The sequence below is a fragment of the Citrifermentans bremense genome (assembly GCF_014218275.1).
Taxonomy (GTDB): Bacteria; Desulfobacterota; Desulfuromonadia; order Geobacterales; family Geobacteraceae; genus Geomonas; species Geomonas pelophila.
Genome location: NZ_AP023213.1, coordinates 2,671,665 through 2,698,018, shown reverse-complemented (window position 1 = coordinate 2,698,018; position 26,354 = coordinate 2,671,665). Strand labels below are relative to the sequence as shown.

General features: G+C 61.4%; 22 protein-coding genes. 12 read left to right on the top strand and 10 right to left on the bottom strand.

Annotated elements, in window-relative coordinates:
- Nucleotides 1-32: 32 nt before the first annotated feature.
- Together lepA and GEOBRER4_RS11875 are read right to left on the bottom strand one after the other, a co-directional pair.
- A complete protein-coding gene (gene lepA / locus GEOBRER4_RS11880) occupies nt 33-1,832 on the bottom strand; it encodes a translation elongation factor 4 (protein ID WP_185245322.1) in 1,800 nt (599 codons plus the stop codon).
- A 200-nt stretch (nt 1,833-2,032) separates the two neighbouring features.
- Nucleotides 2,033-3,676, bottom strand: coding sequence for a methyl-accepting chemotaxis protein (locus GEOBRER4_RS11875; RefSeq protein WP_185242469.1), 1,644 nt, complete (start codon nt 3,674-3,676; stop codon nt 2,033-2,035).
- 209 nt (nt 3,677-3,885) lie between these two features.
- On the opposite strand from GEOBRER4_RS11875, the gene GEOBRER4_RS11870 reads away from it, so the two are divergent.
- Together GEOBRER4_RS11870 and rocF are read left to right on the top strand one after the other, a co-directional pair.
- Nucleotides 3,886-4,995, top strand: coding sequence for an ornithine cyclodeaminase family domain (locus GEOBRER4_RS11870; protein WP_185242468.1), 1,110 nt, complete (start codon nt 3,886-3,888; stop codon nt 4,993-4,995).
- Between the two features lie 21 nt (nt 4,996-5,016).
- Nucleotides 5,017-5,907, top strand: a complete 891-nt coding sequence (gene rocF, locus GEOBRER4_RS11865) for an arginase (protein ID WP_185242467.1) — start codon at nt 5,017-5,019, stop codon at nt 5,905-5,907.
- Nucleotides 5,908-5,914: 7 nt separating this feature from the next.
- Here the strand turns inward: rocF and GEOBRER4_RS11860 are convergent, their stop codons facing one another.
- From GEOBRER4_RS11860 to rsmD, 7 genes are all read right to left on the bottom strand, one after another.
- Nucleotides 5,915-6,301, bottom strand: a complete 387-nt coding sequence (locus tag GEOBRER4_RS11860) for a hypothetical protein (protein WP_185242466.1) — start codon at nt 6,299-6,301, stop codon at nt 5,915-5,917.
- 527 nt (nt 6,302-6,828) lie between these two features.
- The gene (locus GEOBRER4_RS11855) at nt 6,829-7,371 is read right to left on the bottom strand and encodes a beta-class carbonic anhydrase (protein WP_185242465.1); all 543 of its coding nucleotides are present in this window, start codon (nt 7,369-7,371) and stop codon (nt 6,829-6,831) included.
- 123 nt (nt 7,372-7,494) lie between these two features.
- Nucleotides 7,495-9,744, bottom strand: coding sequence for an NADP-dependent malic enzyme (locus GEOBRER4_RS11850; RefSeq protein WP_185242464.1), 2,250 nt, complete (start codon nt 9,742-9,744; stop codon nt 7,495-7,497).
- Between the two features lie 69 nt (nt 9,745-9,813).
- Nucleotides 9,814-10,380, bottom strand: coding sequence for a helix-turn-helix domain-containing protein (locus GEOBRER4_RS11845; protein ID WP_015837601.1), 567 nt, complete (start codon nt 10,378-10,380; stop codon nt 9,814-9,816).
- A 386-nt stretch (nt 10,381-10,766) separates the two neighbouring features.
- Nucleotides 10,767-10,961, bottom strand: a complete 195-nt coding sequence (locus tag GEOBRER4_RS11840) for a DUF1858 domain-containing protein (RefSeq protein ID WP_226377769.1) — start codon at nt 10,959-10,961, stop codon at nt 10,767-10,769.
- Nucleotides 10,962-11,000: 39 nt separating this feature from the next.
- Nucleotides 11,001-11,486, bottom strand: a complete 486-nt coding sequence (coaD, locus tag GEOBRER4_RS11835; RefSeq protein ID WP_085812415.1) for a pantetheine-phosphate adenylyltransferase — start codon at nt 11,484-11,486, stop codon at nt 11,001-11,003.
- Entirely contained in the window at nt 11,477-12,058 is a 582-nt protein-coding gene (gene rsmD, locus GEOBRER4_RS11830) for a 16S rRNA (guanine(966)-N(2))-methyltransferase RsmD (RefSeq protein WP_185242463.1), read from the bottom strand. Before rsmD ends, coaD begins: the two co-directional genes overlap by 10 nt.
- 227 nt (nt 12,059-12,285) lie before the next feature.
- On the opposite strand from rsmD, the gene GEOBRER4_RS11825 reads away from it, so the two are divergent.
- Entirely contained in the window at nt 12,286-13,437 is a 1,152-nt protein-coding gene (locus tag GEOBRER4_RS11825) for a deoxyguanosinetriphosphate triphosphohydrolase (RefSeq protein WP_185242462.1), read from the top strand.
- Nucleotides 13,438-13,692: 255 nt separating this feature from the next.
- Here the strand turns inward: GEOBRER4_RS11825 and yhbY are convergent, their stop codons facing one another.
- Entirely contained in the window at nt 13,693-13,995 is a 303-nt protein-coding gene (gene yhbY, locus GEOBRER4_RS11820; protein WP_185242461.1) for a ribosome assembly RNA-binding protein YhbY, read from the bottom strand.
- Nucleotides 13,996-14,607: 612 nt separating this feature from the next.
- Here yhbY and pyrR point away from each other — a divergent pair.
- The 9 genes from pyrR (at nt 14,608) to recG (ending at nt 26,309) form a co-directional block, all read left to right on the top strand.
- Nucleotides 14,608-15,141 carry a bifunctional pyr operon transcriptional regulator/uracil phosphoribosyltransferase PyrR gene (gene pyrR, locus GEOBRER4_RS11815; RefSeq protein WP_085812419.1) on the top strand — a complete coding sequence of 178 codons (534 nt, stop codon included), beginning with the start codon at nt 14,608-14,610 and terminating at the stop codon, nt 15,139-15,141.
- 109 nt (nt 15,142-15,250) lie between these two features.
- Nucleotides 15,251-16,183, top strand: a complete 933-nt coding sequence (locus GEOBRER4_RS11810) for an aspartate carbamoyltransferase catalytic subunit (protein WP_185242460.1) — start codon at nt 15,251-15,253, stop codon at nt 16,181-16,183.
- A gap of 44 nt (nt 16,184-16,227) precedes the next feature.
- The gene (locus GEOBRER4_RS11805; RefSeq protein WP_185242459.1) at nt 16,228-17,502 is read left to right on the top strand and encodes a dihydroorotase; all 1,275 of its coding nucleotides are present in this window, start codon (nt 16,228-16,230) and stop codon (nt 17,500-17,502) included.
- A 64-nt stretch (nt 17,503-17,566) separates the two neighbouring features.
- Nucleotides 17,567-18,691: a glutamine-hydrolyzing carbamoyl-phosphate synthase small subunit gene (gene carA, locus GEOBRER4_RS11800; RefSeq protein ID WP_185242458.1), complete on the top strand. Its 1,125-nt coding sequence runs from the start codon at nt 17,567-17,569 to the stop codon at nt 18,689-18,691.
- A 4-nt stretch (nt 18,692-18,695) separates the two neighbouring features.
- Complete coding sequence (locus GEOBRER4_RS11795; protein WP_185242457.1) at nt 18,696-19,607, top strand: radical SAM protein; 912 nt, start codon at nt 18,696-18,698, stop codon at nt 19,605-19,607.
- A gap of 179 nt (nt 19,608-19,786) precedes the next feature.
- Entirely contained in the window at nt 19,787-23,035 is a 3,249-nt protein-coding gene (carB, locus tag GEOBRER4_RS11790) for a carbamoyl-phosphate synthase large subunit (protein ID WP_185242456.1), read from the top strand.
- Nucleotides 23,036-23,144: 109 nt separating this feature from the next.
- Complete coding sequence (greA, locus tag GEOBRER4_RS11785) at nt 23,145-23,621, top strand: transcription elongation factor GreA (RefSeq protein WP_085812424.1); 477 nt, start codon at nt 23,145-23,147, stop codon at nt 23,619-23,621.
- Nucleotides 23,622-23,738: 117 nt separating this feature from the next.
- Nucleotides 23,739-23,933 (top strand): DUF1858 domain-containing protein, encoded by a 195-nt coding sequence (locus GEOBRER4_RS11780; protein WP_026842759.1) that lies wholly within the window; start codon nt 23,739-23,741, stop codon nt 23,931-23,933.
- Between the two features lie 57 nt (nt 23,934-23,990).
- Nucleotides 23,991-26,309, top strand: a complete 2,319-nt coding sequence (gene recG / locus GEOBRER4_RS11775; protein WP_185242455.1) for an ATP-dependent DNA helicase RecG — start codon at nt 23,991-23,993, stop codon at nt 26,307-26,309.
- Nucleotides 26,310-26,354 lie beyond the last annotated feature (45 nt).

Sequence of the window (26,354 nt, the reverse complement as noted above, 5' to 3'; positions counted from 1 at the left end):
TGATGGGAAGGCTTAAGCCGTCCGGGTTGGGGCTACCCCTCTACCTTGAGGATAGCCAGGAACGCCTCTTGCGGGAGCTCCACATTGCCGACGTTCTTCATGCGCTTCTTCCCTTCCTTCTGCTTCTCCAGGAGCTTGCGCTTTCTCGTGATGTCGCCGCCGTAGCACTTGGCGAGGACGTCCTTTCTCATCGCCTTGACCGTCTCGCGGGCGATGACCTTGGTCCCCACCGCGGCCTGGATGGCGATCTCGAACATCTGGCGCGGTATCAGCTCCTTCATCTTGGAGACCAGTTCCCGCCCGCGGTAGTACGCCTTGTCCTTGTGGATGATGAGCGACAGGGCGTCCACCACCTCGCCGTTGATCATGATGTTGAGGCGCACCAGGTCGCTCTGGCGGTAGTCCAGAAGCTCGTAGTCCAGCGAGGCGTACCCCTTGGTGATAGATTTCAGGCGGTCGTAGAAGTCGAGCACCACCTCGTTCAAGGGGAGCTCGTAGACCACCATGACGCGGGTCGGCGTCAGGTACTTGATCTCGCGCTGCACGCCGCGCTTCTCCTCGCAAAGGGCCAGGATGCCGCCGACGAAATCGTTGGGGACGTGGATCGAGGCGAGGATGAACGGCTCCTCCACGTAGGCGATCTCCTGGGTCGGCGGAAGCTGGTTCGCGCTCTGGATCGAGGTGAGGCTCCCGTCGGTGCCGTGCACCCGGTAGACGACGGTGGGGGCCGTGGTGATCAGTTCCAGGTTGAACTCACGCTCCAGGCGCTCCTGGATGATCTCCATGTGCAAGAGCCCGAGGAACCCGCAGCGGAAGCCGAAGCCCAAAGCGAGCGACGTTTCCGGGTCGTAGGAGAACGAGGAGTCGTTCAGTTTCAGCTTGGCCAGCGCGTCGCGCAGCTGCTCGTACTGCGAGGTGTCGATGGGGTAGAGGCCGGAGAAGACCATCGGCTTCACCTCCTTGTACCCGGGGAGCGCCGCGTCGCAGGGGTTGTGCAGGAGCGTCACCGTGTCGCCGACCTTCGCGTCGGCCACCTCGCGGATTCCCGCGATGATGAAGCCGACCTCGCCGGCGGAGAGCATAGGCGTCTCCCGCATCTCGGGGGAGAAGACGCCCGCCTTCAGCACCTCGTAGCTCTTGCGGTTCGACATGAGCTGGATCTTGTCCCCTTTTTTCACCGTCCCGTCGACCAGGCGCACCAGGATGATGACCCCCTGGTACTGGTCGTACCACGAGTCGAAAAGGAGCGCCTTCAGCGGCTTGCCGGCATCCCCCTGGGGAGGGGGGATCTTCTTGACTATCTCTTCCAGGATATCCTTGGTCCCGATCCCTTCCTTGGCGCTGGCAAGGACCGCGTCGTGGGTGTCGAGGCCGATGATCTCCTCGATCTCGGCTTTCACCCGCTCCGGCTCTGCCGCGGGGAGGTCGATCTTGTTCAGCACCACGAACACCTCGAGGTTCGCGTCGAGGGCGAGGTAGACGTTGGCTAAGGTCTGGGCTTCCACACCCTGCGAGGCGTCTACCACGAGGAGTCCTCCCTCGCAGGCGGTGAGCGAGCGGGAGACCTCGTAGGTGAAGTCGACGTGTCCCGGGGTGTCGATCAGGTTGAGGACGTAATCCTTGCCATCGTCGGCCTTGTAGTTGAGCCGGACGGTCTGGGCCTTGATGGTGATGCCGCGTTCACGTTCCAGGTCCATCTTGTCCAGGAACTGGTCCTGCTTTTCACGGGCCGAAACGGTGCCTGTGAACTCGAGTAGGCGGTCTGCCAGGGTGGATTTGCCATGGTCGATGTGGGCGATGATGGAAAAGTTGCGGATGTGCTCGATTACCATATTGTCCTTTATCACGCGGAGGTTAACTCATGAAATATATAGAAGGGGCTGCTAATTGTAAAGGGATTTCTGGGGCTTTAACCTTCTGGGGGAATCGCGCTGTGAGGGGAAGGATGGGGGCAGGGAAAGAGGAAAAGCGAGGCGAAAAAAAACCCCCTCCGTCCGGTTTTCGCGGGACGGAGGGGGCGGGGGGTGCTATGTCAGCGGAGCCTGAACTGCCCGACCAGGCGCTGCAGGTCGTCGGCCAGGCCGGCCAGGTGGCTTGCCGCGGTGGCGCAGGTGTGGGCGCCCCTTGAGGTGTCCTGAACCACGTCGGTTATCTGCATGATGTTGTTGGTGATCTCGCCGGTGGTCGCGGTCTGCTCCTCTGCTGCGGTCGCGATCTGGTTCACCTGCATGGTGACCTCGCTGATCTGCTGCAGGATCTCCTGGAGCGAGTCCCCGGATTTGGCCGCCTCCCTGGTGCCGTTTTCCACCTCGCGCACCCCTTCCTCCATGGCGCCTACCGCGTCCCTCGTCTCCGTCTGGATCGACTTGATCATCTCTCCGATCTCTCTCGTCGCGCGGGTGGTGCGCTCGGCGAGGGCCCGCACCTCGTCGGCGACGACGGCGAAGCCTCGTCCCTGCTCGCCGGCGCGGGCGGCCTCGATGGCGGCGTTCAGTGCCAGGAGGTTCGTCTGGTCGGCGATGTCCTCGATGGTGCCGATGATGGCGCCGATCTGGTCGCTCCTCTCGCCAAGCCCCGCCACGGTCGCAGCCGAGCTCTTCACCTGCTGCGCGATCCGGTTCATCACCAAGACCGTCTGCTCAACCACGGCGGTCCCGCTCTTGGCGCGGTCTGTTGCCTGCGCCCCCCCTTCGGCGGCCATGTGGCAGCTCTGGGCTATCTCGGAAGAGGTGGCCGCCATCTCCTCGCTGGCGGTGGCTACGGTGCCGGTCTGGGCCGCGACCTCCTCGGCCCCGGTCGCTATCTGCTCGGAGGTGCTGTGCAGTTGGTTGGCGGCGGCGGCGACCTCCAGGCTGTTCTGCGCCACGCGGTTCAGGGTCTCGTTGAGCTTGTCCGCCATCACGTTCACCTCGGCGGCCAGCATCCCCATCTCGTCCCTGGTGTCGATCCCGGAGCGCGCGGTCAGGTCGCCGGCGGCCACCTCGGCCAGGGTGTCGAACACCATCCGGAGCGGCTTGCTGATGGAGTTGGCGATCAAGAGGCCGACAAGCGCCATGAACAGGGTGGCAAATCCGGCCAGGACCAGCATAAGCACCACTGCGGAACGGTATAGGGCCGCGTCCCGCTGGTAGGTCTGCTCGGCCGCCTTCTCGTTGAGGGTGACCAGTTCCGTGACGGCATCGGCAGGTTTTTTGTAAAGCGGGGCGACCGCACCGGTGGCGAAGGCCGTGGTCTCGGTGCGGGCCTGCGGGTTCCCCACCGCGGCCAGCGCCATTTCCTGCAGTTTCGTCCCCTGCACCAGGTAGGCCTCGTACCCCTCTTTAAAGCGTCCGATCTGCTCCTTCTCGCTGGGTTGCAGGTCGTACTTCAGGAATTTGTCCAATCCGGCTTGTATCTCCTTCTTGCGCAGGTTGAGGTCATCGACCTTTTCCTGTAGCTTGGCAGCGTCCTCTAGAGAGAGCATGTAGACCAGGTCCAGCCTGATGGCGAGCAGGTCGTTCTTCATGTCGTTCAGAAGGCCCACGTGGGTGACCGATTCGCTCAGGGCTTTTTCATCCTCTGCCATGTGACTCATTTTCAGCAAGCTCGTGCCCGCGATCACTGTCAGAGTGACTACAGCTATGGCTACCAGGCATAGGCACTTCGTCTTGACCTTCAAGTTCATCCACAAGTTCATCGGAGGCTCCTTTTATATCGCTCGACATTGGTTCTGGTCCCGGCAAATATCCGGGGACGACATACTCAACCGTATCGGATTACTGTTGTGGAACTTGAGATGAATATTATTTAACCCTGGTGGCGCGCCTCCTCATGCAGTTGTAAGCTTTACAGGCGATGCTAAAGTTTCACCTGTCGCCCCGGTTGTCACGGGGGAGGGAGGTTTCAATGGGAGATCATTCGGATGTGATACCGGCCTACACTGCGCCGGACTTTCGCCGCCCCAAGCTCGCTGAGGCCCCGCCCGTGCGGACGGCCCCGGCGCCGGGAGACGGGCTTTTGCCGCAAAACTACCACGCCACCTCGAACCATCCCGAGTACGTGCACCTTGGGGGAGGGGAGTGGCTCCTTGCGCCTGAAAGCCGGATGGACTGCGTCATAGTGCTCAAGGGAAGGGAGCTGGAGGTGGTGGAACCACGCCGCGTGCGACGAGGCGACCCTGTAGTGGTGGGGAGGACTGAGAACGGCGAGGAGGGGATCTACCTGCACATCGGCGGTTTTCTCAACCTCTCCGAGCCCTTCGCCGACAAGTTTTCCTTCCGCAGCCGCGGCACCAGGGAAACCCCGTTTTCGCGCTCCTATGATGAACTGTACCAGGTGCTGCGCCACGACCGGGACCGGGGCTACATCGTCTGGGTGCTGGGGCCCGCCGTCGCCTTCGACATGGACTGCCGCAACGCGATGCAGGGGCTCGTCGAGGCTGGTTACTGCCACGCGCTTTTGGCGGGTAACGCGCTGGCCACCCACGACCTGGAGGCGGCGCGCTTTAGAACCGGGCTCGGGCAGAACATCTACACCCAGGCGGTGATGCCGATGGGGCATTACAACCACCTGGACATCATCAACGAGGTGCGCCTCAGGGGGGGGATCCCCCAGGCCATCGACGAGCTGGGACTTTCCGACGGCATCATGTACGCCTGTGCCAGAAAGGGGGTTCCCCTGGTTCTTGCCGGCTCCATTCGCGACGATGGCCCCCTTCCCGAGGTGATCGCCGACGCGTACCAGGCGCAGGACGCCATGAGGGTGCACGCGCGGCGCGCCACCACGGTTTTGGCCGTGGCGACACAGCTGCACTCCATAGCCTTCGGCAACATGGTCCCAAGCTACCGGGTGATGGAGGACAAGACGGTGCGGCCGGTCTACTTTTACGTGGTGGACATGACTGAGTTCTGCGTCGACAAACTGGCCAACCGCGGTTCCGCGCAGGCAGTGGGGCTTTTGACCAACGCGCAGGACTTCGTGGTGAACCTGTGGAACCACCTGAAACAAAAGGGGTGAAGGTAAGTGAGGAGGGCGTAAATGGAAAGCCGTGTCAGGATGATCGGGGTGCCGCTGGACCTGGGCCAGGAGCAGCGAGGGGTCGACCTGGGGCCGGGGGCGCTGCGCTACGCCGGGCTGTCGGCGCGGCTGGCGGGCCTTGGCTATCAGGTTGAAGACATAGGGAACCTGGAGGTGCCGGTGCGGGACGTGCTGACCGCGGAGCGGGATCGGCACTACCTCCCTTCGATAGCGAAGGTGTGCGACACGGTGTACCAGTCGGCGCGCGCGGCGGTGGCGGATGGGGCAATCCCGCTCTTCATGGGGGGGGACCATTCCCTTGCGCTGGGCTCCATCGGAGGCATCACCGACGAGCAGCCGACGGCGGTGATCTGGATCGACGCCCACGGCGACTTCAACACGCCCAAGAGCTCACCCACCGGGAACATCCACGGCATGGTGCTGGCGGCGCTTCTGGGGGAAGGGTTTCCCGAGCTGGTGCACCTGGGGCGGCCGGGGGCGAAGCTTGCCGGTAACGACGTGGTCCTGATCGGCCTTCGGGAGCTGGACCCGCAGGAGAAGGTCCGGCTGCGGGAGAGTTGCATCACCGTCTACACCATGCGCGACATAGACGAGCGCGGCATAGGGGCCATAGCGCGCGAGGCGCTGGGAAAGCTGGCCCACAGGACGCGGCTGCATGTAAGCCTGGATCTAGACGGCCTCGACCCGCTGGAGGTCCCCGGTGTCGGCACCACCTCGCCTGGGGGGATCACCTACCGCGAGGCCCAGCTCCTGATGGAGATCATCGCCGACACGAAGCTCCTTCGCTCCATGGATATCGTGGAGATCAACCCGATCCTGGACCACGGCAACCGCACCGCGAAGATCGCGGTGGAACTGGCCGCCTCGGCTTTCGGGGCGGCGATCCTTTAAACCCTCGTTACTTGAGGTTGTGTTTTTTGACCACCTTCACCTTCTTCGCGTCGAAGGTGTAGCCGTTGGGGTACTTGTGGAAGGCGCCGGTCGCCCTGATTTCGTCCCCTACCGAGGGAACCTGTTCCGCGACCCTTACCGGGATGAAGACCTTCTCGCAGTTGCCGGTTTTGCACTTCAACTCCTGCACGTCCATCAGGCCGACGACGGTCTTGTCGTACGGGGAGATGGCGCCCACGACGCCGGCAAGGGTTATTTCCCCGTTGAACCTGTCGGGCTTGTCGCCGACCTCGCCCACGTTGACCACCTTTGCGTCCCCCTGGCAACCTGCCATCATCAGGGCAACTGCCGCGCCCAAAAAGAGCGCCGCTACCAGGTGCCGGTACTTTTTCATGTCCTTCTCCTCCCAATTGTGTGGCTTTGACCGTTCATTTAGCGCGCCTGGACCTGCCGGGCGGCAAAGGTTTCTTCGGGCGGGAGGCAACTTTGCCAGAGAAGAGGCTGGACCGGTCGACTGCGACCTGTCGCCGATGCGGGATCCGGTTTTTTGCAGCGGGAAAAAAATCGGCCCGTGTAGCAGTCACGGGCCATAACAGACAAAGAGACTTCTTTTACTGCGTTTGTGTCTGTCCCGAACCTCCTCGGTGCTGGACAGCCGGGACCGTTGGTCTCTGCGCCCTTGGCATGAGCGCGGTACCCCCGGCCACGACCAATATTTATTACCCGAACTGCTGTAAGTCAAGGTATCTAATAGCATCGTTACCTAAACGAGGCTTACCCGTTACAGCTTCTTTACGCCAGCGTCTTCGGCTTAAGCGGCAGATGCGCGTCGGAGTTTCGAACGATGCTCCTTAGACGACGAAAGGCCCGCATCTGTCATCAGACGCGGGCCCTTCGTTTTCTTCGATTTCAGTTGTTCGCTCAGTATCCGCGGACGATCACCTCCAGGTGGCCGTCGTTGGGGCAGAAGATGAGGCCGTGCACCGGGACGTCTTTCGGGATCAGCGGGCTGTTGCGGATGATGCTGGTGACCCGTTCCACGTTCTCCTCCGGACAGGCGAAGGCCCCCATCCATTGACCAAGGTCGGGGACGAGGCTGTCGATGGCCGCCGGGTCGACGCCGCGGGCGATCATCTTGGCCTTGAGCTTTTCCGCGTCGACCGTCGACATGCCGCAGTCCTTGTGCCCTATGACGAAGATCTCCTCGACTCCAAGGAGGAAGATCGCGGCCACGAGGCTCCGGATCACGCCTCCGTTTGGGTCCACCAGCGTGTTCCCGGCGTTCTTGATCACCTTGGCGTCGCCCCGCTTGATCCCCATAGCGGGCTCCAGGAAGTCGACGAGCCTCGTGTCCATGCAGGTGAAGATGGCGAGCTGGCGTTTGGGGTCCTTGGGGAGGGGGGGGAACGCCCCCGGCTTCACGAATTTTTCGTTGTTGGTCAGTACCTTGTCAAGCAGTGTCATTTGGCACCATTTGTTGGCATAAGTTAATTTGACTCACTGTGGGAGTGAGTCTTTTAAGCCGAAGCCGCGCATTAGTCAAGCAAAAGTACGCCCTTCCCCGTTTACGGGGGAAGGGCGTACCGTTTACAGGTTCTGTACGTCCACTACCGCGATGGCGGCCATGTTGACGATGTCGTTGACGTCGTCGCCGCGCTGCAGTACGTGCACCGGCTTGTTCATCCCCATGAGGATCGGCCCTATCGCCTCCGCGCCACCCAGGTGGTGCAAGAGTTTGTAGCAGATGTTGCCGGAGTTCAGGTCCGGGAAGATCAGGATGTTGGCCGGGGTCTTGAGTTTCGAGAAGGTGAAGCCGTCCAGAAGTTCAGGCACCACCGCGGTGTCCGCCTGCATCTCACCCTCGACGACCAGGTTGGGAGCGCGCTCCTTGACGATTTCTACGGCGCGCTTGACCTTGAGCGTCTGCGGATGGTCCACCGAGCCGAAGTTCGAGAAGGAGAGCATGGCGACGCGGGGCTCGATGTCCAGCTTGTGCACCATCTCGGCGGCGAGGATGGCCGTTTCGGCCAGCTCTTCCGCGGTCGGGTCTATGGTCACCGTGGTGTCCGCCAAGAAGTAGACGTCCTTCTTGAACACCATCATGTAGAGGCCGTGCACGCTGGAGAGCCCCTCCTGCTTGCCCAGGACCTGCAGCGCGGGGCGGATGGTTTCCGGGTAGTGGGTGTCGATCCCGCCCAAAAGCGCGTCGGCGTGCCCCATGTGCACCATCATGTTGCCGAAATGGGCCCGCGACTTGCGCCGCATGATGCGGCGGCACTCGGAGATGGTGAGACCCTTCCTCTGTCTTATGCGGTAGAGCTCCTCGGCGTACTCCTCGGTGAGCTCGGAATCGGACGGGTCCATGATCGGAACGTCCAGGTCGAGGTTCAGATCTTCCATCTTCTGCTTGATCCTCTTCTGGTCGCCGATCAGGATCGGCTTGGCGATTCCCTCCTCGACCAGCACCTGGGCCGCGCGCAGGATCTTGTCGTCCTCTCCCTCGGAAAAGACCACCTTCTTCGGGTCGCTCTTCGCCTTGTTGATGATCATGCGCATGATCTCTTTGGATTTCCCCTGGGAGGATTCGAGCTGCTCAAGGTACTTGGGCATGTCGGCGATCGGCATGCGCGCAACGCCGGTGTCCATGGCGGCCTGGGCGATCGCCGGGGCTACGTGCAAAAGCACGCGCGGGTCGAAGGGTTTCGGGATGATGTAGCTCGGGCCGAAGCTGAATTTCTCGTTGCCGTAGGCCTTGCTGACGGAATCGGGCACCTCTTCGCGCGCAAGTTTCGCCAGGGCGTGCACCGCGGCCAATTTCATCTCCTCGTTGATGGCGGTGGCGCGCACGTCGAGCGCGCCGCGGAAGATGAAGGGGAAGCCGAGGACGTTGTTCACCTGGTTGGGATAGTCGCTCCTGCCGGTCGCGATGATCACGTCGCCGCGCACCCCGTGCGCTTCCTCCGGGGTGATCTCCGGGTCGGGGTTCGCCATGGCGAAGATGATCGGGTTGGGCGCCATGGAACGGACCATCTCGGGGGTGAAGGCGCCCTTGGCCGAGAGCCCGAAGAGGACATCGGCCCCTTCGGCCGCCTCCTCAAGGGTGCGGAAGTGCGTCTCGGCGGCGAAGAGCTCCTTGTAGGGGTTCATCCCCTCGACCCTGCCCTTGTAGATGACCCCCTTGGTGTCGCACATGATCATGTTGTTGGGCTTCACGCCGAGCGCGATGGCGAGCTTGGCGCAGGAGTTGGCCGAGGCGCCGGCGCCGTTCACGACGATCCTTATGTCCTCGATCTTCTTGTCCACCAGCATCAGGGCGTTCAAAAGGGCCGCCGAGCAGATGATGGCGGTGCCGTGCTGGTCGTCGTGGAAGACCGGGATGTTCATGGTCTTTTTCAGCTGCTCCTCGATGTAGAAGCACTCGGGCGCCTTGATGTCCTCCAGGTTGATGCCGCCGAAGGTCGGCTCCAGGAGCTGGCAGGCCTTGATGATCTCGTCGGGGTTCTCGGTGTTGAGCTCGATGTCGAAGACGTCGATGTCGGCGAAGCGCTTGAAAAGTACCCCTTTCCCCTCCATGACCGGCTTGCCGGCGAGGGCTCCCAGGTTCCCAAGGCCGAGGACCGCGGTCCCGTTGGAGACGACGGCGACCAGGTTCCCCTTGGCGGTGTACTTGTAGGCGTCGTCGGGGTTTTGCTGGATCGCCAGGCAAGGCTCCGCGACTCCGGGAGAGTAAGCGAGGGACAGGTCAGCTGCGGTCTGGCACGGTTTGGTGGCGATGACTTCAATCTTCCCTTTTCTGCCGCTTGAGTGGTAATCAAGGGCACCCAGTTTTTTGCTCATTCGTTTCTCCTTTGACTCATCTGATTCGCGGCTAACCGCCATTGAAAGCAACTGCTGCCGGTGCGGCTGCTACTTGGTGACGACCACCAGCACCCGGACTTCCTTGCCGTCGTGGCTTAGGAGCCGGTGACCGAGGGTCGACTCGAAATACAGGGAATCCCCCTCGTTGAGGGTGATCTTCTGGTCCTCCAGGATGAAATCGGCGGTGCCGTTCATCACGTAGATGAACTCCTCGCCGTCGTGGCTGTAGGTGTTGGCCTCAGGCGCCTTCTCGGTCAGGGTGACCATGAAGGCGTCCATCTTCTTGTTCTGCTTGTAAAAGGAAAGGGATTCGTAGAAGTACCCCTGGCGCGTACCTTCCTTCGAGATCACCCGCGGCACTATGGTGCGCTGGTCGGCGCGCACCACCTCGAATTTGCGGTTGTCCTCGTCCTCGCTGAAAAACTGGGCCAGCTTAACGTCGAAGAACTTGGCGATCTTGGACAGGGTAGCTATAGGGGGGGAGACGTTGTCGTTTTCGATCTGCGAGATCAGCGCCGGCGAGAACCCGGTCTCGTTGGCCACAGCCTGAAGGGTCAGCTTTCTCGCCAGGCGCAGTTTCTTGATCCTCGGACCGATATTGTATTCTGACGACATTGGTTCACTCCTGTTAAGGTGTAATCCAGCGTTTTATTAACGCTAAAATTATTCACTTTTGATAAAAAGTCAATCCATTTGTTATTTCGTAGAAACTTTTAATATGCGGTGCCGAAGTCGTGAAACTGCCGGTAAAGAGCGGATCGGCGCTTGGCGTCGGCCGTGCCGGGCGGCAATGGGCCGTTTTGTGACCGTGGTTTATTTCGGAGTTTACGCCGTACAGCGCCTGCAGGTTGTGGCACGTTCCGGCTCGCTGAAAAGAAGTTCGGCGAGAGCGCCAGAGCGAAACCGCTTCTGTCGGGAGATGGATGGCGCAGGGAAACGGCTGCCGGACCCGGCGGGGGAGCGGCCTTGCCCGTAACGAGCGGACGGGATGCGGGAAAGGGCTAGATTTTGATACTGCCGTTGAGCTCGCGCAGAAGGGACTCGATGTCGATCTTGTGCACCGTGGCCCCGTGCTCGAGCTGCTCGATATCCGCCAGCTGGCAGTCGTAGCAGTCAAGTCGGTGGCGCTCGAACACCGGGAGGGTTTCTGGGTAACGCCTGAGGATTTCGCTGATGGTCATTTCTTTGCTGATCACTGGGGCCTCCGAAAAGGTGCAGCGTGTGGGCGATGCCGGTCAGCCTCTGAACTTCGCGTCCAGCGCGTTTTTCACCAGCGGCGGTACCAGCTTGTCCACCGGGCCGTTCAGGCAGCTTACCTCCTTCACTATCGAAGAGGAGAGGTAGCTGTAGGGGACGGAAGTCATCATGAACAGCGTCTCCACCTCCCTGGTGATGTTGCGGTTCATCTGGGCCAGCTGGAACTCGAACTCGAAGTCGGAGACGGCCCGCAGGCCGCGTATGACGACGGAGGCGCCGACGCGCCGCACGTAGTCCACCAAAAGGCCGTCGAAGGTCTCCACTCTCGCCTCCGGGCGGTCCTTCAGGATCTCGCTTAAGAGTTCGATTCTCTCCTGCACCGTGAAGAGCGCGTTCTTCTCGGAGTTGCGGGCCACGGCCACGATTACGCCGTCGAAGATCTTCAAGCCGCGGTCGATGATGTCCAGATGCCCATAGGTGACGGGATCGAAGGAGCCTGGATACACAGCCATTTTCAGGGGCACGTTTCACCTCTGTCCGAAATAGTTAAAAAGGATAGGGCGGTGTCGCCGTAGATGCGGCGCTCGCTCTCCCTGAGCCTGCCGAAACTGCGCGGGATCTCTTCTTTGGCAGAAAACTCGGCGACGACGGTCGAGCCGGAATCGATGAGCGGGGATGAGGAGAGCAGCTCCAGCACCCTTTCCGTGTGCCCCTCTGCGTAGGGCGGGTCTAGGAAGACCAGGTGGTACGGCTTCTCGCCGCGGGCGAGCCACTTGAGAGCCGCCGCCGCATCCTGTACCACTACCTTCCCCTTCTCGGCGAACTTGGTGGTATCGAGGTTTTTCCGGATCGTGTCGGCCGACTCCCGGTGGGCGTCGATGAAGCAGGCGAATTCGGCTCCCCTGCTCAAGGCCTCGATCCCCAGGTTCCCGGTCCCGGCGAAGATGTCCAGCACCCGCATGCCGGCAAGGTCGCCCAGCCGGCTCAAGAGAATGCTGAAGAGCGCCTCCTTGACCCGGTCAGAGGTGGGGCGCACCCGCATGGTCTTGGGGGCGAAAAGCTGGCGCCCGCGCGCCTCACCCGCGATCACGCGCATGGAAAGAACTCCCGGTTACTGTATTTCATCTCAATGAACATGCTCCTTCCTCATGATGCAGCTTGTCTTCTTTCAGGGATGGGGCAGTCATCTATTTAAAAGTAATACAAAACGCAGAAGCTCTATTAGCACGATGCATCCATCACGTCAATCAACTTTGCTGTTGACACTGTTGCTTCCCAGTATATAAATTACAGACTTTTAGCTCACTTGAGCAGGGGGTGCGAATGAGAGAGGGGCATGCCATGGAGCGTAGCGACCTGGCTGGGTACGCGGCGACCAGCGCCGGTTCCAAGGGGCGCAGGTACCAGGAGGAGTTCCGGGACAACAGGCCCGCCTTCGAGCGGGACCGCGACCGCATCATCCACTGCGCTGCCTTCAGGCGCCTGGAGTACAAGACCCAGGTCTTCGTCAATCACGAGGGTGACTACTACCGCACCCGGCTCACCCACTCCCTCGAAGTGGCGCAGATAGGGAAGGGGATAGCCAGGAGGCTCGGGCTGAACGAAGAGCTGACCGAGGCCCTGGCGCTGGCCCACGACCTCGGGCACACCCCCTTCGGCCACACCGGCGAGGAGGTGCTGAACCGGCTCATGGAAGGGTGCGGCGGGTTCGAGCACAACCTGCAGTCACTTCGGGTGGTGGACGAGCTGGAGGAGCGCCACCCGCACTTCAACGGGCTGAACCTCTCCTGGGAGGTGCGCGAGGGGATCGTCAAGCACTCCTCGCAGTACGACGCCCCGGCAGCCTCCATCTACCAGGAGTTTCTCCCCGGCACCGTTCCCAGCATCGAGGCGCAGCTGATCAACTTCGCCGACGAGATCGCCTACAACAATCACGACATAGACGACGGTCTTAAGTCCGGCTACATCAACCTGAACCAGCTGAAGAAGGTGGAGCTCTGGAACGAGGTGCACGAGGGGATACTGGCCAAGTACCCCGGCATAGACGTCGACCGAGGCATCTGCCAGACGGTGAGCGCGCTGATCGGGGTTTTGATCAACGACCTGGTCAACACCACTGCCGACAACCTGCGGACGCTCAAGATAGAGACCCTGGAGGATTTGAAGCGGGTGAACCTTCCCGTGGTCGCCTTCAGTCCCGCCATGGCGGACAGAAACGCCCAACTGAAGCGCTTTTTGTTCCAGAACCTCTACCGACACTACAAGGTGGAGCGGATGCGGGTCAAGGCCGAGCGTTACCTGGCCGAGCTTTTCGAGATGTACATCAAGCACCCGACGTTATTGCCCATGAAGCACCAGGTGAAGATGGAGCGAGACGGAAGGGAGAGGGTGATTTGCGACTACATAGCGGGGATGACAGACCGTTTTGCGCTGGACGAGTTCAAGAGGTTGTTCGAGCCTTACGAGAGGGTATAAAACCTAAACTGAAACCCTAAATCTTTCACCACAGAGGAACACAGAGGGACACAGAGGAAAAACAGAAGCAGGAAAATCAAAAGCTCTTTTGGTGAAAATCAAAGGCTTTAGTCTTTTGCCTTTCCTCTGTGGTTCCTCTGTGTATCTCTGTGGTGAGTGTCTTTGCCTTGCTTTCCCCGAAAAAGCTTCTGTTTTTTACGATTTATCTGAAGTTATCCGTCTTTTCCGTTTGATCCGTGTACAAGCCTTTGACTTCTATTTCTTCTCCGCTTTGGGGAGTTCCAGCTTCGGCTCCTTGGCGGGCTTGTAGAGGAGCAGGGTCCGCCCCAGGACCTGCGCCAGGTCGGCCTCGCACGCGTTGCAGAGCTCTTCAGCCACGCTGTGGCGGTCCATCATGCAGCTCTCCAGCACCTTCACTTTGATCAGTTCGTGGCTCGCCAGCGCCTCGGCGGTCTCGCGGATCAGCGCCTCGCTCACGTCGCTCTTTCCCACCTGGATCACCGGCTTCAGGCCGTGGCCTAACGCCCGGAGATACCTCTTCTGTTTACCTGTCAACATCTAGTTCTTCCTCTTGCCCATGCGGCATTACGCTTTCCGCAAAGTCCTTTAAATTCCCGAAGGGTTCGAACTTTATAGCACTTTGCCTATGGTAAGGCAAGGGGAGTCAAAGGAGAAAGGCATCGCACACGGATCAAACGGAAAAGACGGATAACTTCGGATCAATCGTAGGCTTTCGGGATAAACCCAAAGCTTGTTCTTTTCCTGCTTTTTACTATGTGTCCCTCCGTGTTCCTCTGTGGTGAAGCCTTTGTCTTTGATTTCCCTGAAAAACTCTGTGTCCTCCGTGAACCTCAGTGACCTCTGTGTTCCGCCTTGTGGTTTTACCCGGAAGTAGCAGTAATTGTTACTAAGTCTTAATTTAAACCCCGTCTGCTTCTTCAACTTTCGCCTTGACTCTCACCTGTCCCGGTGTTAATTTGGTCGAAATTTATCTCCTGCCTTTTAATTTAGCCCCGTGAGGTTAGCAAAGGTGAAGCATAAAGCACTCTTTTACTATCTATTGGAAGAGCCTTTTCGCCCCTTTGCGCGGAAAGGCTCTTTTTAGTTGAAACTGGCGCGGACCCGAAACTGCTTCAGAACAGGCTCTTATGCCGATAACAGGGGGTTATTATGGCTGACAATACGGTAATTCTGGACGGCAGCGGCGTCAAAAGGGCGCTCACCAGGATAGCCCACGAGGTGCTTGAGAAGAACAAGGGGGTAGAGGGACTCGTCCTGGTAGGGATCCGGACCGGCGGCGTCTTCCTGGCGCAGGAGCTTGCCGAGCGCCTGGCCGAGATCGAGGGGGTCGAGGTCCCCTGCGGCGCGGTGGACATCACCATGTACCGCGACGACATCAAGGGACACGCCGAGCACCTGCCGGTAGGCAAGACCGAGCTTCCCTTCTCCATCCAGGGGAAGAAGGTGGTGCTCGTCGACGACGTCCTCTTCACCGGTCGCACCATCCGTGCCGCCCTGGACGCGCTGATCGACCAGGGGCGTCCCTCCTGCATCCAGCTCGCCGTGCTGGTGGACCGCGGTCACCGCGACCTTCCCATCCGCGCCGATTTCGTGGGGCGCAACGTCCCGACCAGCAGGAGCGAGAACATCGTGGTAGCCTTCGACGCCGGCAACAAGCCGACCGAGGTAATCCTGCAGAAATAACGCTTTCTCCTCTCCGGACCTTGAGATGATCCGGGGGGCAGCATCAATTGAAATCGTTTTGCTTAACGCTGGAGCGCAGGTGTGCGCTCCGCAAACCGAGGGGGGGACCATGGGTTTCAGGCACAAAGACATCATCGCCCTGAAGGATCTGACCAGGGAGGAGATCACGCTCCTTCTGGACACGGCTGACAGTCTCAGCGAGATCAACCAGCGGGACATCAAGAAGGTGCCGACGTTGCGCGGCAAGACGGTGATCAACCTCTTTTACGAGGCGTCCACCAGGACCCGCACTTCGTTCGAGATTGCCGCCAAGAGGCTTTCCGCCGATGCGGTCAACATCACCGCTTCGACCAGTTCCGTGGTCAAGGGCGAGACGCTTTCCGACACCGCCAACAACCTCCTCGCCATGAAGCCCGACATCATCGTGATGCGTCACGCCGTTTCCGGCGCGCACGAATACCTCGCGAAAAGGGTCTCCTGCTCGGTCATCAACGCGGGCGACGGCGCCCACGAGCACCCCTCCCAGGGGCTTTTGGACATGCTCACCATGCGCCAGAAGTTCGGCAGGCTGGACGGGCTGAAAGTCGCCATCGTCGGCGACATCACCCACAGCCGCGTGGCCCGCTCCGACATCTACGGCCTTACCACCATGGGCTCCCACGTCTTCCTCGCTGGACCTCCGACCATGATGCCTGTCGGTATCGAGCGGCTGGGGAACGTCACCGTCTGCAAGGACATGCGCGAGGCGGTGGACCAGGCCGACGTTGTGATGATGCTGAGAATCCAGCTGGAGCGCCAGGGAAAGACCCTGCTCCCCAGCATGCGGGAGTACTCGCGCTACTTCGGGCTCAATCCCGAAGTGCTCACCCTCGCCAAGAAGAACGCCATCGTGATGCATCCCGGCCCCATCAACCGCGGCGTCGAGCTTGCCTCCTCGGTCGCCGACTGCGACCAGTCCGCCATCCTGACCCAAGTCGAAAACGGCGTGGCGGTGCGCATGGCGATGCTGTACCACGTCTGCGGCGGCGAGCCGGTGGAGTAACCGAGATCACGTTCAACCTTAAAAGGTTTTAGGAGGGTATAGAGATGAATCTTTTGATAAAAGGCGGGCGTGTCATTGATCCCTCTCAGGGGATGGACGCAGTCATGGATGTCCTCATCGCCGACGGTGTCGTGCTGGAACTCGGGCAGGGGCTTAGCGCGCCGGAGGGGACACCGGCCATCGACGCCACCGGGCTGATCGTCACCCCCGGGCTGATCGACATGCATGTGCATCTGCGCGACCCCGGCCTGGAATACAAGGAAGATATCGCCACCGGTAGCCGCTCCGCTGCGGCGGGGGGCTTCACCTCCGTGGCCTGCATGCCGAACACCTCGCCGGTGATCGACAGCAAGGCCGTCGCCTCCTACGTCATCAACAAGGCCAAGAGCGAGGCGCTGGTCAACGTCTTTCCTATTGGCTGCATCACCAAGGGGGGCAAGGGTGAGAGCCTCGCCGAAATGGGGGAGTTGAAGGAGGCAGGCTGCGTCGGTGTCTCCGACGATGGCAAGCCGGTCTGCAACTCTGAGCTCATGCGCCGCGCCCTTGAGTACGCCAAGGGGATCGGCATCGCCGTGATCTCGCACTCCGAGGACCTCGCCCTCGTGGGGGAAGGGGTCATGAACGAAGGGTTCGTCTCCACCGAGCTGGGGCTCAAGGGGATCCCCTGGGCCGCCGAGGACATCGCGGTAGCCCGCGAGGTGTACCTCGCCGAGTTCGCCGGGGCCCCGGTGCACATAGCGCACATCTCCACCGTGGGATCGGCCCGCATCATCCGCAACGCGAAAGCGCGCGGCGTCAAGGTCACCTGCGAGACCGCGCCGCACTACTTCACCCTGACCGACGATGCGGTGCGCGGCTACAACACCAACGCCAAGATGAACCCCCCCTTGAGGAGCGCGGCCGACGTAGAGGCGATGAAGACCGGGCTTGCCGACGGCACCATCGACGCCATCGCCACCGACCACGCCCCGCACCACCCGGACGAGAAGGACGTCGAGTTCAACGTCGCCCTGAACGGCATCGTCGGGCTCGAGACCTCTCTTCCGCTCTCGTTGAAGCTGGTCGAAGAGGGGCGCCTGGACCTGAACCAGCTGGTGTCGCTCATGTCCTGCAACCCGGCGAAGATCCTCGGGCTCGACCGGGGCACCCTGAAGGTCGGGGCAGTGGGCGACGTCACCGTCATCGACCCGTCCAAAGAGTGGCAGGTCGAGGCGGCGAAGCTCGAATCGAAATCCAAGAACTCCCCGTTCCTCGGCTGGAAGCTGAAGGGGAGGGCGGTCTACACCGTCGTGAAGGGCCAGGTGGTGTACCAGGCGTAAGATCAACCGAATCAATCTCGCGCTTAGGCGCGGCAGAAATATAACGGACTTGGGAGAAGAATAAATGAAAGCAGTACTTGCTCTGGCGGACGGCCGGATTTTCAAGGGTAAGACCTTCGGCGCGACGGGCGAAACAAGCGGCGAGGTGGTGTTCAACACCGCCATGTCCGGTTACCAGGAAGTCCTCACCGACCCCTCCTACAAGGGGCAGATGGTCACCATGACCTACACCCAGATCGGCAACACCGGCATCAACCCGGAAGACGTGGAAAGCGGTCAGCTTTACCTCTCCGGCTTCATCGTCAGGGAGTACCTGGACTGCTATTCCAACTACCGCGCCACCATGAGCCTTGACGCTTACCTCAAGGAGAACGGGATCGTCGGGATCCAGGGGATCGACACCCGCGCCCTGACCCGCCACCTGCGCGACAAGGGGGCCCAAAACGGCATCATCTCCACCATCGACTTCGATCCGGAGAGCCTGGTCAGGAAGGCGCGCGCCATTCCCTCCATGAGCGGCCTTGATCTCGCCACCGGTGTCACCTGCAGCGCCCCCTACCACTGGACCGAGGGGCTTTGGGACCTGAAGACCGGCTACCCGCAGGTCGAACGCAAGGATCTCAAGTACAAGGTCGTCGCCTACGATTTCGGCATCAAGCTGAACATCCTGCGCTGCCTGGTATCCGCGGGCTGCGACGTCACCGTGGTGCCGGCGACCTTCCCTGCCGAGTCCGCTCTCGCCATGAACCCGGACGGCATCTTCCTCTCCAACGGCCCCGGCGACCCGGAGCCGATGAAGGAAGTAATCGAGAACATCAAGAAGTTCGTCGGCAAAAAGCCGATCTTCGGCATCTGCCTGGGGCACCAGCTCCTGGGGCTCGCCCTGGGCGGCCGCACCATCAAGCTCAAGTTCGGCAACCACGGCTCCAACCTTCCGGTCATGGACATGGCCACGAGGAAGGTCGAGATCACCGCGCAGAACCACGGCTTCTCGGTAGACATCCTGTCGCTTAGCAACGTGGCCGGGCTCGCGCACGAGAACCTGAACGACCAGACGGTCGAGGGGATGGCCCACAAGACCCTCCCGATCTTTTCCGTGCAGCACCACCCCGAGGCGTCCCCGGGGCCGCACGACTCGCACTACCTGTTCGACAGGTTCGTCGAGATGATGGAGCAGCACAAGGCGTAGGGGCATGAGTTACCATGAGCTTTACCGCAGCGGCGAGCTGGCGCGGCGCATCAAGGCGGCATATGCCCGCCTCGCTGCCTGCGACATCTGCCCGCACGCCTGCGGGGTGAACCGGCTGGCCGGGGAGAACGGCCTTTGCGGTAGCGACAAGACGCTGCGCATAGCCTCCGCCGCCATCCACCGGGGGGAGGAGCCACCCATTTCCGGTACGCGCGGCTCAGGGACCATCTTCCTCTCCGGCTGCACGCTGAACTGCAAGTTCTGCCAGAACTTCCCCATCAGCCAGTTGCGTAACGGCAAGGACCTGACACCCGGGAAGCTGGCCGAGAAGATGCTGGGGTTGCAGCAAAAGGGTGCCCACAACATAAACTTCGTCACCCCGACGCACTTCACGCCGCAGATACTGGCGGCCCTCTACCTCGCCATCCGCAAGGGGTTCACGCTCCCCATCGTCTGGAACACGAGCGGGTACGAGAGCCTGGAGACGCTGGCGCTTCTGGACGGGGTGGTGGACATCTACCTGCCGGACATGAAGTACTCTTCCGACGAGGTGGCGGTCAGGCTCTCCGGGGCGCCGGGATACACCGGGGCGAACCGGCAGGCGCTTGCCGAGATGCTGAGGCAGGTTGGGCAGCTTCACTTGGACGAGGACGGCATCGCCGTCAGGGGGCTCATCGTGCGCCACCTGGTCCTGCCTCAGGGGCAGGCGGGGAGCGCCGAGACGCTTCACTGGATCGCCGAGAACCTTGGCGCCGAGACGCACATAGCGCTTATGAGCCAGTTCTTCCCGGCGCATGCAGCAGCAGAGACACCCGGCATAGACAGAAGGATAACCGCGGAAGAGTATGCCGAGGCGGTAGAGGCGCTGGAAGATCTGGACCTTGAAAACGGCTGGGTCCAGGAAGAACCGCTTTAACACTGATAAAAAGCATCACCACAGAGGTCACTGAGGCACACGGAGGTCACAGAGGAAAACCAAAAATGCGGGTTAAACCCTTTATTTTTACTTTTCCTCTGTGACCCCCTGCGACCCTCTGGGTCCTCTGTGTTCATGCTTTTCACGCTTTTCAGATTCATAACAGGGAGAGAGTTTCAATGCCTAAACGTACAGACATCAAGAAGATCCTCATTATCGGCGCGGGCCCGATCGTCATCGGCCAGGCGTGCGAGTTCGACTATTCCGGTACCCAGGCCTGCAAGGCGCTCAAGGAAGAGGGGTTCGAGGTGGTGCTTTTGAACTCCAACCCGGCTACTATCATGACCGACCCGGACTTCGCCGACTTCACCTATATCGAACCGGTCACCCCTGAGATCCTCGCGGCGATCATCGAGAAGGAGCGCCCCGACGCGCTGCTCCCGACCCTGGGGGGGCAGACGGCGCTGAACACGGCGGTGGCGGTAGCCGAGAACGGCACCCTGGAGAAGTTCGGGGTGGAGCTGATCGGCGCGAAGCTCCCGGCCATCAAGAAGGCCGAGGACCGCACCCTGTTCAAGGAGGCAATGGTCAGGATCGGCCTCGACGTGCCGAGATCCGGCCTCGCCCATAACTACCAGGAGGCGATGGAGGTCATCAAGTACGTCGGCTTCCCGGCCATCATCCGCCCCTCCTTCACCCTGGGGGGCACCGGCGGCGGCATCGCCTACAACATGGAAGAGTACGAGCGCATGTCCATGGCCGGGATCGAGGCGTCCCCGACCGACGAGATCCTGGTCGAGGAGTCGCTGATCGGCTGGAAGGAGTACGAGCTTGAGGTGATGAGGGATACCGCCGACAACGTGGTCATCATCTGCTCCATCGAGAACTTCGACGCCATGGGCGTGCACACAGGCGACTCCATCACTGTGGCCCCTGCCCAGACCCTCACCGACAAGGAGTACCAGATCCTGCGCGACGCCTCGCTCAAGATCATCCGCGAGATCGGCGTCGACACCGGCGGCTCCAACATCCAGTTCGGCACCAACCCTAAAAACGGCCGGCTCATCGTCATCGAGATGAACCCGCGCGTCTCCCGCTCCTCGGCGCTCGCCTCGAAGGCCACCGGCTTCCCGATCGCGAAGATCGCGGCGAAACTTGCCGTCGGCTACACGCTGGACGAAATCACCAACGACATCACCAAGGAGACGCCGGCCTGCTTCGAGCCGACCATCGACTACGTGGTCACCAAGGTGCCGCGCTTCACCTTCGAAAAGTTCCCTGCAGCCGACGCCACCTTGACCACCCAGATGAAATCGGTGGGCGAGGTGATGTCCATCGGCCGCACCTTCAAGGAGTCCTTCCAGAAGGCGCTCCGCTCGCTGGAGATAGGCTCCTGCGGCTTCGAGTCGAAGTTCTTCGGGGTAGGGGGCGACACCCGCCGCGCGCTCACCGAGAAAGAGAGAAATCTCCTCAACGACAAGCTTAGGACCCCCAACTGCGACCGCCTCTGGTACGTCGGCGACGCCTTCCGCTGCGGCATGAGCGTGGAAGAGATCTACGCACTCACCGCCATCGACCCCTGGTTCCTGAACAACATCCGCCAGATCATCGAGATGGAGGAGGAGCTGAAGCAGATCGACATCAGGAAAGAGTCCGGCGACAAGCTGCACGACATCCTCTGGGACGCGAAACGCTACGGCTTCTCGGACAAGTTCCTCTCCCAGCTCTGGAAGATAACCGAAGCTGAGGTACGCGAGCTGCGCCTGTCGGTGGGTGTCAAGCCGGTCTTCAAACGCGTCGACACCTGCGCCGCCGAATTCGTGGCCCACACCCCGTACCTCTACTCCACCTACGAGGAGGAGTGCGAGGCGGAGCCGACCGACAGGAAGAAGATCATCATCCTGGGCGGCGGACCCAACCGCATCGGCCAGGGGATCGAGTTCGACTACTGCTGCGTGCACGGCGTATTCGCCCTCTCCGAGGACGGCTACGAGACCATCATGGTCAACTGCAACCCGGAGACCGTCTCCACCGACTACGACACCTCGGACCGTCTCTACTTCGAGCCGCTCACCTTCGAGGACGTGCTGAACATCGTGGACGTCGAGAAGCCGACCGGCGTCATCGTCCAGTTCGGCGGGCAGACCCCGCTGAAGCTCGCCGTAGCACTGGAGAAGGCGGGGGTCCCCATCATCGGCACCTCCCCAGACGCAATCGACCGCGCCGAGGACCGCGAGCGCTTCCAGGAGATGCTGCAAAAGCTCAAGCTGCGCCAGCCTGAAAACGGCACCGCCCGCTCCTTCGAGGAGGCGGAGGTGGTTGCCGAGCGCATCGGCTACCCTGTCGTGGTGCGCCCCTCCTACGTTCTTGGCGGCCGCGCCATGGAGATCGTCTACGACGTGGAGAATCTGCGCCGCTACATGCACACCGCGGTACAGGCTTCGCCCGAGCACCCGATCCTGATCGACAAGTTCCTGGACGAGGCGATCGAGATCGACGTCGACGCCCTTTGCGATGGCAAGGTCGCCGTCATCGGCGGCATCATGGAGCACATCGAGGAGGCGGGGATCCACTCCGGCGACTCGGCCTGCTCGCTGCCGCCTTACTCCATCTCCAAGGAGATCGTGGAGGAGATCAGGCGCCAGACCAAGATGATGGCGCTGGAGTTGAACGTGAAGGGGCTCATGAACGTGCAGTTCGCCGTCAAGGGGAACGACATCTACATCATCGAGGTTAACCCCCGCGCCTCGCGCACCTCTCCCTTCGTCTCCAAGGCGACCGGGAGGCCTTTGGCGAAGATCGCCGCGCGCGTCATGGCCGGGAAGACCCTGGCGGAGTTGGGGGTTGCCGAGGAGATCGTCCCGGTCCACATCTCGGTCAAGGAATCGGTCTTCCCCTTCGCCAAGTTCCCCGGCGTCGACACCATCCTTGGGCCGGAGATGAAGTCGACCGGCGAGGTCATGGGGATCGGCGACACCTTCGCCAAGGCCTACGCCAAGGCGCAGATGGGGGCCAACGTGAAGCTCCCGACTTCGGGTAAAGTGTTCATTTCAGTGAAGGACACGGACAAAAAACATATTGTCACCGCTGCAAAAAGACTGTATGATCAGGGCTTCGAATTGGTTGCCACGCGCGGAACGGCGAGCTATCTGCAGGAAAAAGGGATCCCCGTCCAGGTGGTAAACAAGGTGATTGAAGGACGCCCCCACATAGTCGATGCGATCAAGAACAACGAGATCTGCATGGTCATCAACACCACCCACGGTGCCCAGGCCGTTGCCGATTCCTACTCGATCCGCAGGAACACCCTGATCAACAACGTCGCTTACTACACCACAGCCTCCGGCGCGCGAGCCGCAGTCGACGGTATCATAGCGATGTCGCAATCGAAGCTGGAAGTGAACTCGATCCAGCACTACTTGAAGTAACTGATGCACCCGGCGGCGTGATACATGCCCCACTTAAAAAACCGAAAACGCTGATCAACGGGGGGCCAAAAGGCCCCCCTACAAGTTCATCGACAGGAGTAGAAAACCGATGTCTCAGACAGTTCCATTGACCAAGGAGAGTTACGAGGCCCTTCAGGAAGACCTGAAACGCCTGATAAAGGAAGAGCGCCCCAAGGTGATTCAGGATATCGCCGAGGCGAGGGCCCATGGTGACCTTTCCGAAAACGCGGAGTACGATGCCGCCAAGAACCGTCAGGGTTTCATCGAAGGGCGTATCCTCGAGTTGGGTGATAAGTTGGCACGCGCCTACGTGGTCGACCTCTCCAACCTGAAGCCCGACAAGGTGGTTTTCGGCGCCACGGTGACGGTCTATGATACGGCGACCGAGGAAGAACTTACCTACAAGATCGTCGGCGAGGACGAGGCCGACATCAAGCAGGGCAAGATCTCCTGCACCTCCCCGGTCGGCAAGGCCCTCATCGGGCACAAACTGGACGACAGCGTCAGGGTGAGCGTCCCCGCGGGCGTCAAAGAGTACGAGATTATCGAGATACGCTACGAATAGTCCCGGCCTTCGCGTTTGCCAATAGCGGCGCGCGGTGCTGGATATAACCGGGCAGGGTTCGTCCCGTCCGGCAGCAGAGAAGGATCACTACGCCAAGCGCGTAACAGGAGGATTTAAATGTCTCAGGTAACCAAGGATATGACTTTTGCCGCAGTAATGAGGATGCATCCGGACGTCGTCAAGGTGCTTGCCAAATACAACCTCGGCTGCATCGGCTGCATGGGTGCACAGAACGAGTCACTGGAGCAGGGATGCGCGGCCCACGGCATCAACGTGGACGAGATCGTCGCCGACATCAACAAGCTTTTCTAGCAGCTTCCGCGGCCTGGCGCGGGTCTCCCGCGCCAGGCGCTTCCACCCTTCCTCCCCATGCCGACCATAACCCTCGCGCCAGACGGGTCCATCCCGCTTCCTGAACAGCTCAGAAACGATCTGAAGCTTCGCCCGGGGGACCTGGTGAGCGTAGAGGTCGTGGACGGGACACTCCGCATCTCCAAGCAGAAACCAGCCAAAGAAACACGTACCGCCGCCTCCCAAGCAAAGCCGGCCGCTGCCATCGCGCAGACAGCCGTCCCCGCCGAACTGCAGACCCCGATGCTTAGCATCAAGGGGGTAGGGCCGAAGCTCGCCGCGATCCTTTCCAAGAAGGGGTTGAACACGGTGGAGGACGCGCTTTACCTCCTCCCCAACCGCTACGAGGACCGTCGCGAGCTGAAGAAGATAGCGCAGCTGCGTCCTGGAAACAGCGAGGCCTTCTTCGCCACCGTGGTCTCAGCCGGGGCGCAGACGACCAAGGGGGGGCGGCGCTACTTCGAGGCCATCGTCAAGGACGAGACGGGGAGCCTGCCGCTCAAGTGGTTTCATTTCCACCCGAACTTCCTGAGTAAGCAGCTGGTCCCCGGGCGGCAGGGGATCTTCATCAGCGACGTCGCCCAGTTCGGCTTCCAGCGCGAGATGCATCACCCCGAGGTCGAATGGGCCGCCGAGGGGGAGGATCTCTCCCAGGTGATGGCGCGCGACCCCGACAACTTCGGCAGTATCCTTCCGGTCTACCCGCTCACCGAGGGGGTGAGCCAGAAGGTGATGCGCCGCATCATGCGCGACGCCGTGCAGCGCTACAGCCGCTACGTCAAGGGGGCGCTCCCGGAGGATCTCGTGCAGCGCCACAAGCTCCTCTCCCTTCCAGTGGCGCTTCGCGAGGCGCACCTTCCCGCCCAGGACAGCGACCTCTCCGCGCTCAACAGCGGCCGCAGCGCCGCGCACCGCTCGCTCGCCTACGACGAGCTCTTCTTCCTGCAACTGGGGCTCGCCCTCAAGAGGCGCGGCGTAGCCGTCGAGGAAGGCATCAGCTTCAAGGTGACCCATCGCTACACCAAGGAGCTCCTCAAGTTGCTTCCCTTCAGCCTGACCGGCGCCCAGAAACGGGTCCTCTCCGAGATCAAGGAAGACATGATGTCGCCCCACCCGATGCACCGGCTGGTGCAGGGGGACGTGGGGTGCGGGAAGACGCTCGTCGCACTCATGGCCGCACTTGTCTGCGTCGAGAACGATTACCAGGTCGCCATCATGGCCCCCACGGAGCTTCTGGCCGAGCAGCACTACCTGAACATCCACGGCTACTGCGAGAAGCTCGGCATCGAGGTGGCGCTTCTGACCGCGAGCGTGAAGGGGAAGGGGGATACGCTGGAGAGGATAGCTTCCGGCACGACCAGGATCGTAATCGGAACCCATGCCGTGATCCAGGAGAAGGTCGAATTCAACCGGCTGGGGCTGGGCATCATCGACGAACAGCACCGCTTCGGCGTGGTGCAGCGTGCCCTGTTGAAGAAGAAGGGGGCGAACCCGGACATCCTGGTGATGACGGCGACCCCGATCCCGCGCACCCTCTCCATGACCGTCTTCGGCGACCTTTCCTTATCCGTTATCGACGAGCTGCCGCCTGGACGGACCCCCATCGAGACCCGGATGGTGCGCGAGTCGCGTCGCAAGGAAGTGTACGCGCTGGTCAGGGATGAGGTGGCGAAGGGGAGGCAGGCTTACGTTATCTACCCCTTGGTCGAGGAGACTGAGAAGAGCGACCTGAAGGCCGCGGTGCAGATGGCCGAGCACCTGGCGCAGGAGGTCTTTCCCGACCTGCGCGTCGCCGTCCTGCACGGGCGGATGCCCGCCACCGAGAAGGAAGCGGTGATGAAGGAGTTCAAGGCGGGCTCGACGGACATCCTGGTCGCCACCACGGTCATCGAGGTCGGCATCGACGTCCCCAACGCGACCGTCATGGTCATCGAGCACGCGGAGCGCTTCGGCCTCTCCCAGTTGCACCAGTTGCGGGGGAGGGTAGGGCGCGGCAGCGAGCAGTCGCGCTGTATCCTGCTCGCTGGGAACAAGCTTTCCGAGGACGGCCAGAAGCGTCTTGAGGTGATGGTGCAGAGCTCCGACGGGTTTGTCATCGCCGAGGCCGACCTTCAGATCAGGGGACCCGGGGACTTCCTGGGGACCAGACAGGCGGGGCTTCCCGAACTGCGGGTGGCAGATATACTGCGGGACGGCGGCGTCCTGGAGCAGGCGCGCAAGGATGCCTTCGCCCTGGTCGAGGGCGACCCGGAGCTGAACGCGCCCGGACACGAGCGCCTGCGAGGGGAATTGATGCTGCGCTGGGGCGGGAGATTGGAGCTGGCGAGCATCGGGTGAGTTGTGTCAACGGGGGGCGAAGCCGAACAACCAGCTTTCAAATCC

Bases quoted from the DNA above. Each gene is read 5' to 3' on its own strand.
- GEOBRER4_RS11855 (WP_185242465.1), bottom strand. From the start codon at position 7,371: ATGACACTGCTTGACAAGGTACTGACCAACAACGAAAAATTCGTGAAG.
- carB (WP_185242456.1), top strand. From the start codon at position 19,787: ATGCCTAAACGTACAGACATCAAGAAGATCCTCATTATCGGCGCGGGC.
- recG (WP_185242455.1), top strand. From the start codon at position 23,991: ATGCCGACCATAACCCTCGCGCCAGACGGGTCCATCCCGCTTCCTGAA.
- yhbY (WP_185242461.1), bottom strand. From the start codon at position 13,995: ATGTTGACAGGTAAACAGAAGAGGTATCTCCGGGCGTTAGGCCACGGC.
- GEOBRER4_RS11845 (WP_015837601.1), bottom strand. From the start codon at position 10,380: ATGTCGTCAGAATACAATATCGGTCCGAGGATCAAGAAACTGCGCCTG.
- GEOBRER4_RS11825 (WP_185242462.1), top strand. From the start codon at position 12,286: ATGAGAGAGGGGCATGCCATGGAGCGTAGCGACCTGGCTGGGTACGCG.
- GEOBRER4_RS11810 (WP_185242460.1), top strand. From the start codon at position 15,251: ATGGGTTTCAGGCACAAAGACATCATCGCCCTGAAGGATCTGACCAGG.
- GEOBRER4_RS11870 (WP_185242468.1), top strand. From the start codon at position 3,886: ATGGGAGATCATTCGGATGTGATACCGGCCTACACTGCGCCGGACTTT.
- GEOBRER4_RS11780 (WP_026842759.1), top strand. From the start codon at position 23,739: ATGTCTCAGGTAACCAAGGATATGACTTTTGCCGCAGTAATGAGGATG.
- greA (WP_085812424.1), top strand. From the start codon at position 23,145: ATGTCTCAGACAGTTCCATTGACCAAGGAGAGTTACGAGGCCCTTCAG.
- rocF (WP_185242467.1), top strand. From the start codon at position 5,017: ATGGAAAGCCGTGTCAGGATGATCGGGGTGCCGCTGGACCTGGGCCAG.
- GEOBRER4_RS11805 (WP_185242459.1), top strand. From the start codon at position 16,228: ATGAATCTTTTGATAAAAGGCGGGCGTGTCATTGATCCCTCTCAGGGG.
- lepA (WP_185245322.1), bottom strand. From the start codon at position 1,832: ATGGTAATCGAGCACATCCGCAACTTTTCCATCATCGCCCACATCGAC.
- GEOBRER4_RS11795 (WP_185242457.1), top strand. From the start codon at position 18,696: ATGAGTTACCATGAGCTTTACCGCAGCGGCGAGCTGGCGCGGCGCATC.
- rsmD (WP_185242463.1), bottom strand. From the start codon at position 12,058: ATGCGCGTGATCGCGGGTGAGGCGCGCGGGCGCCAGCTTTTCGCCCCC.
- GEOBRER4_RS11860 (WP_185242466.1), bottom strand. From the start codon at position 6,301: ATGAAAAAGTACCGGCACCTGGTAGCGGCGCTCTTTTTGGGCGCGGCA.
- carA (WP_185242458.1), top strand. From the start codon at position 17,567: ATGAAAGCAGTACTTGCTCTGGCGGACGGCCGGATTTTCAAGGGTAAG.
- pyrR (WP_085812419.1), top strand. From the start codon at position 14,608: ATGGCTGACAATACGGTAATTCTGGACGGCAGCGGCGTCAAAAGGGCG.
- GEOBRER4_RS11875 (WP_185242469.1), bottom strand. From the start codon at position 3,676: ATGAACTTGTGGATGAACTTGAAGGTCAAGACGAAGTGCCTATGCCTG.
- GEOBRER4_RS11850 (WP_185242464.1), bottom strand. From the start codon at position 9,744: ATGAGCAAAAAACTGGGTGCCCTTGATTACCACTCAAGCGGCAGAAAA.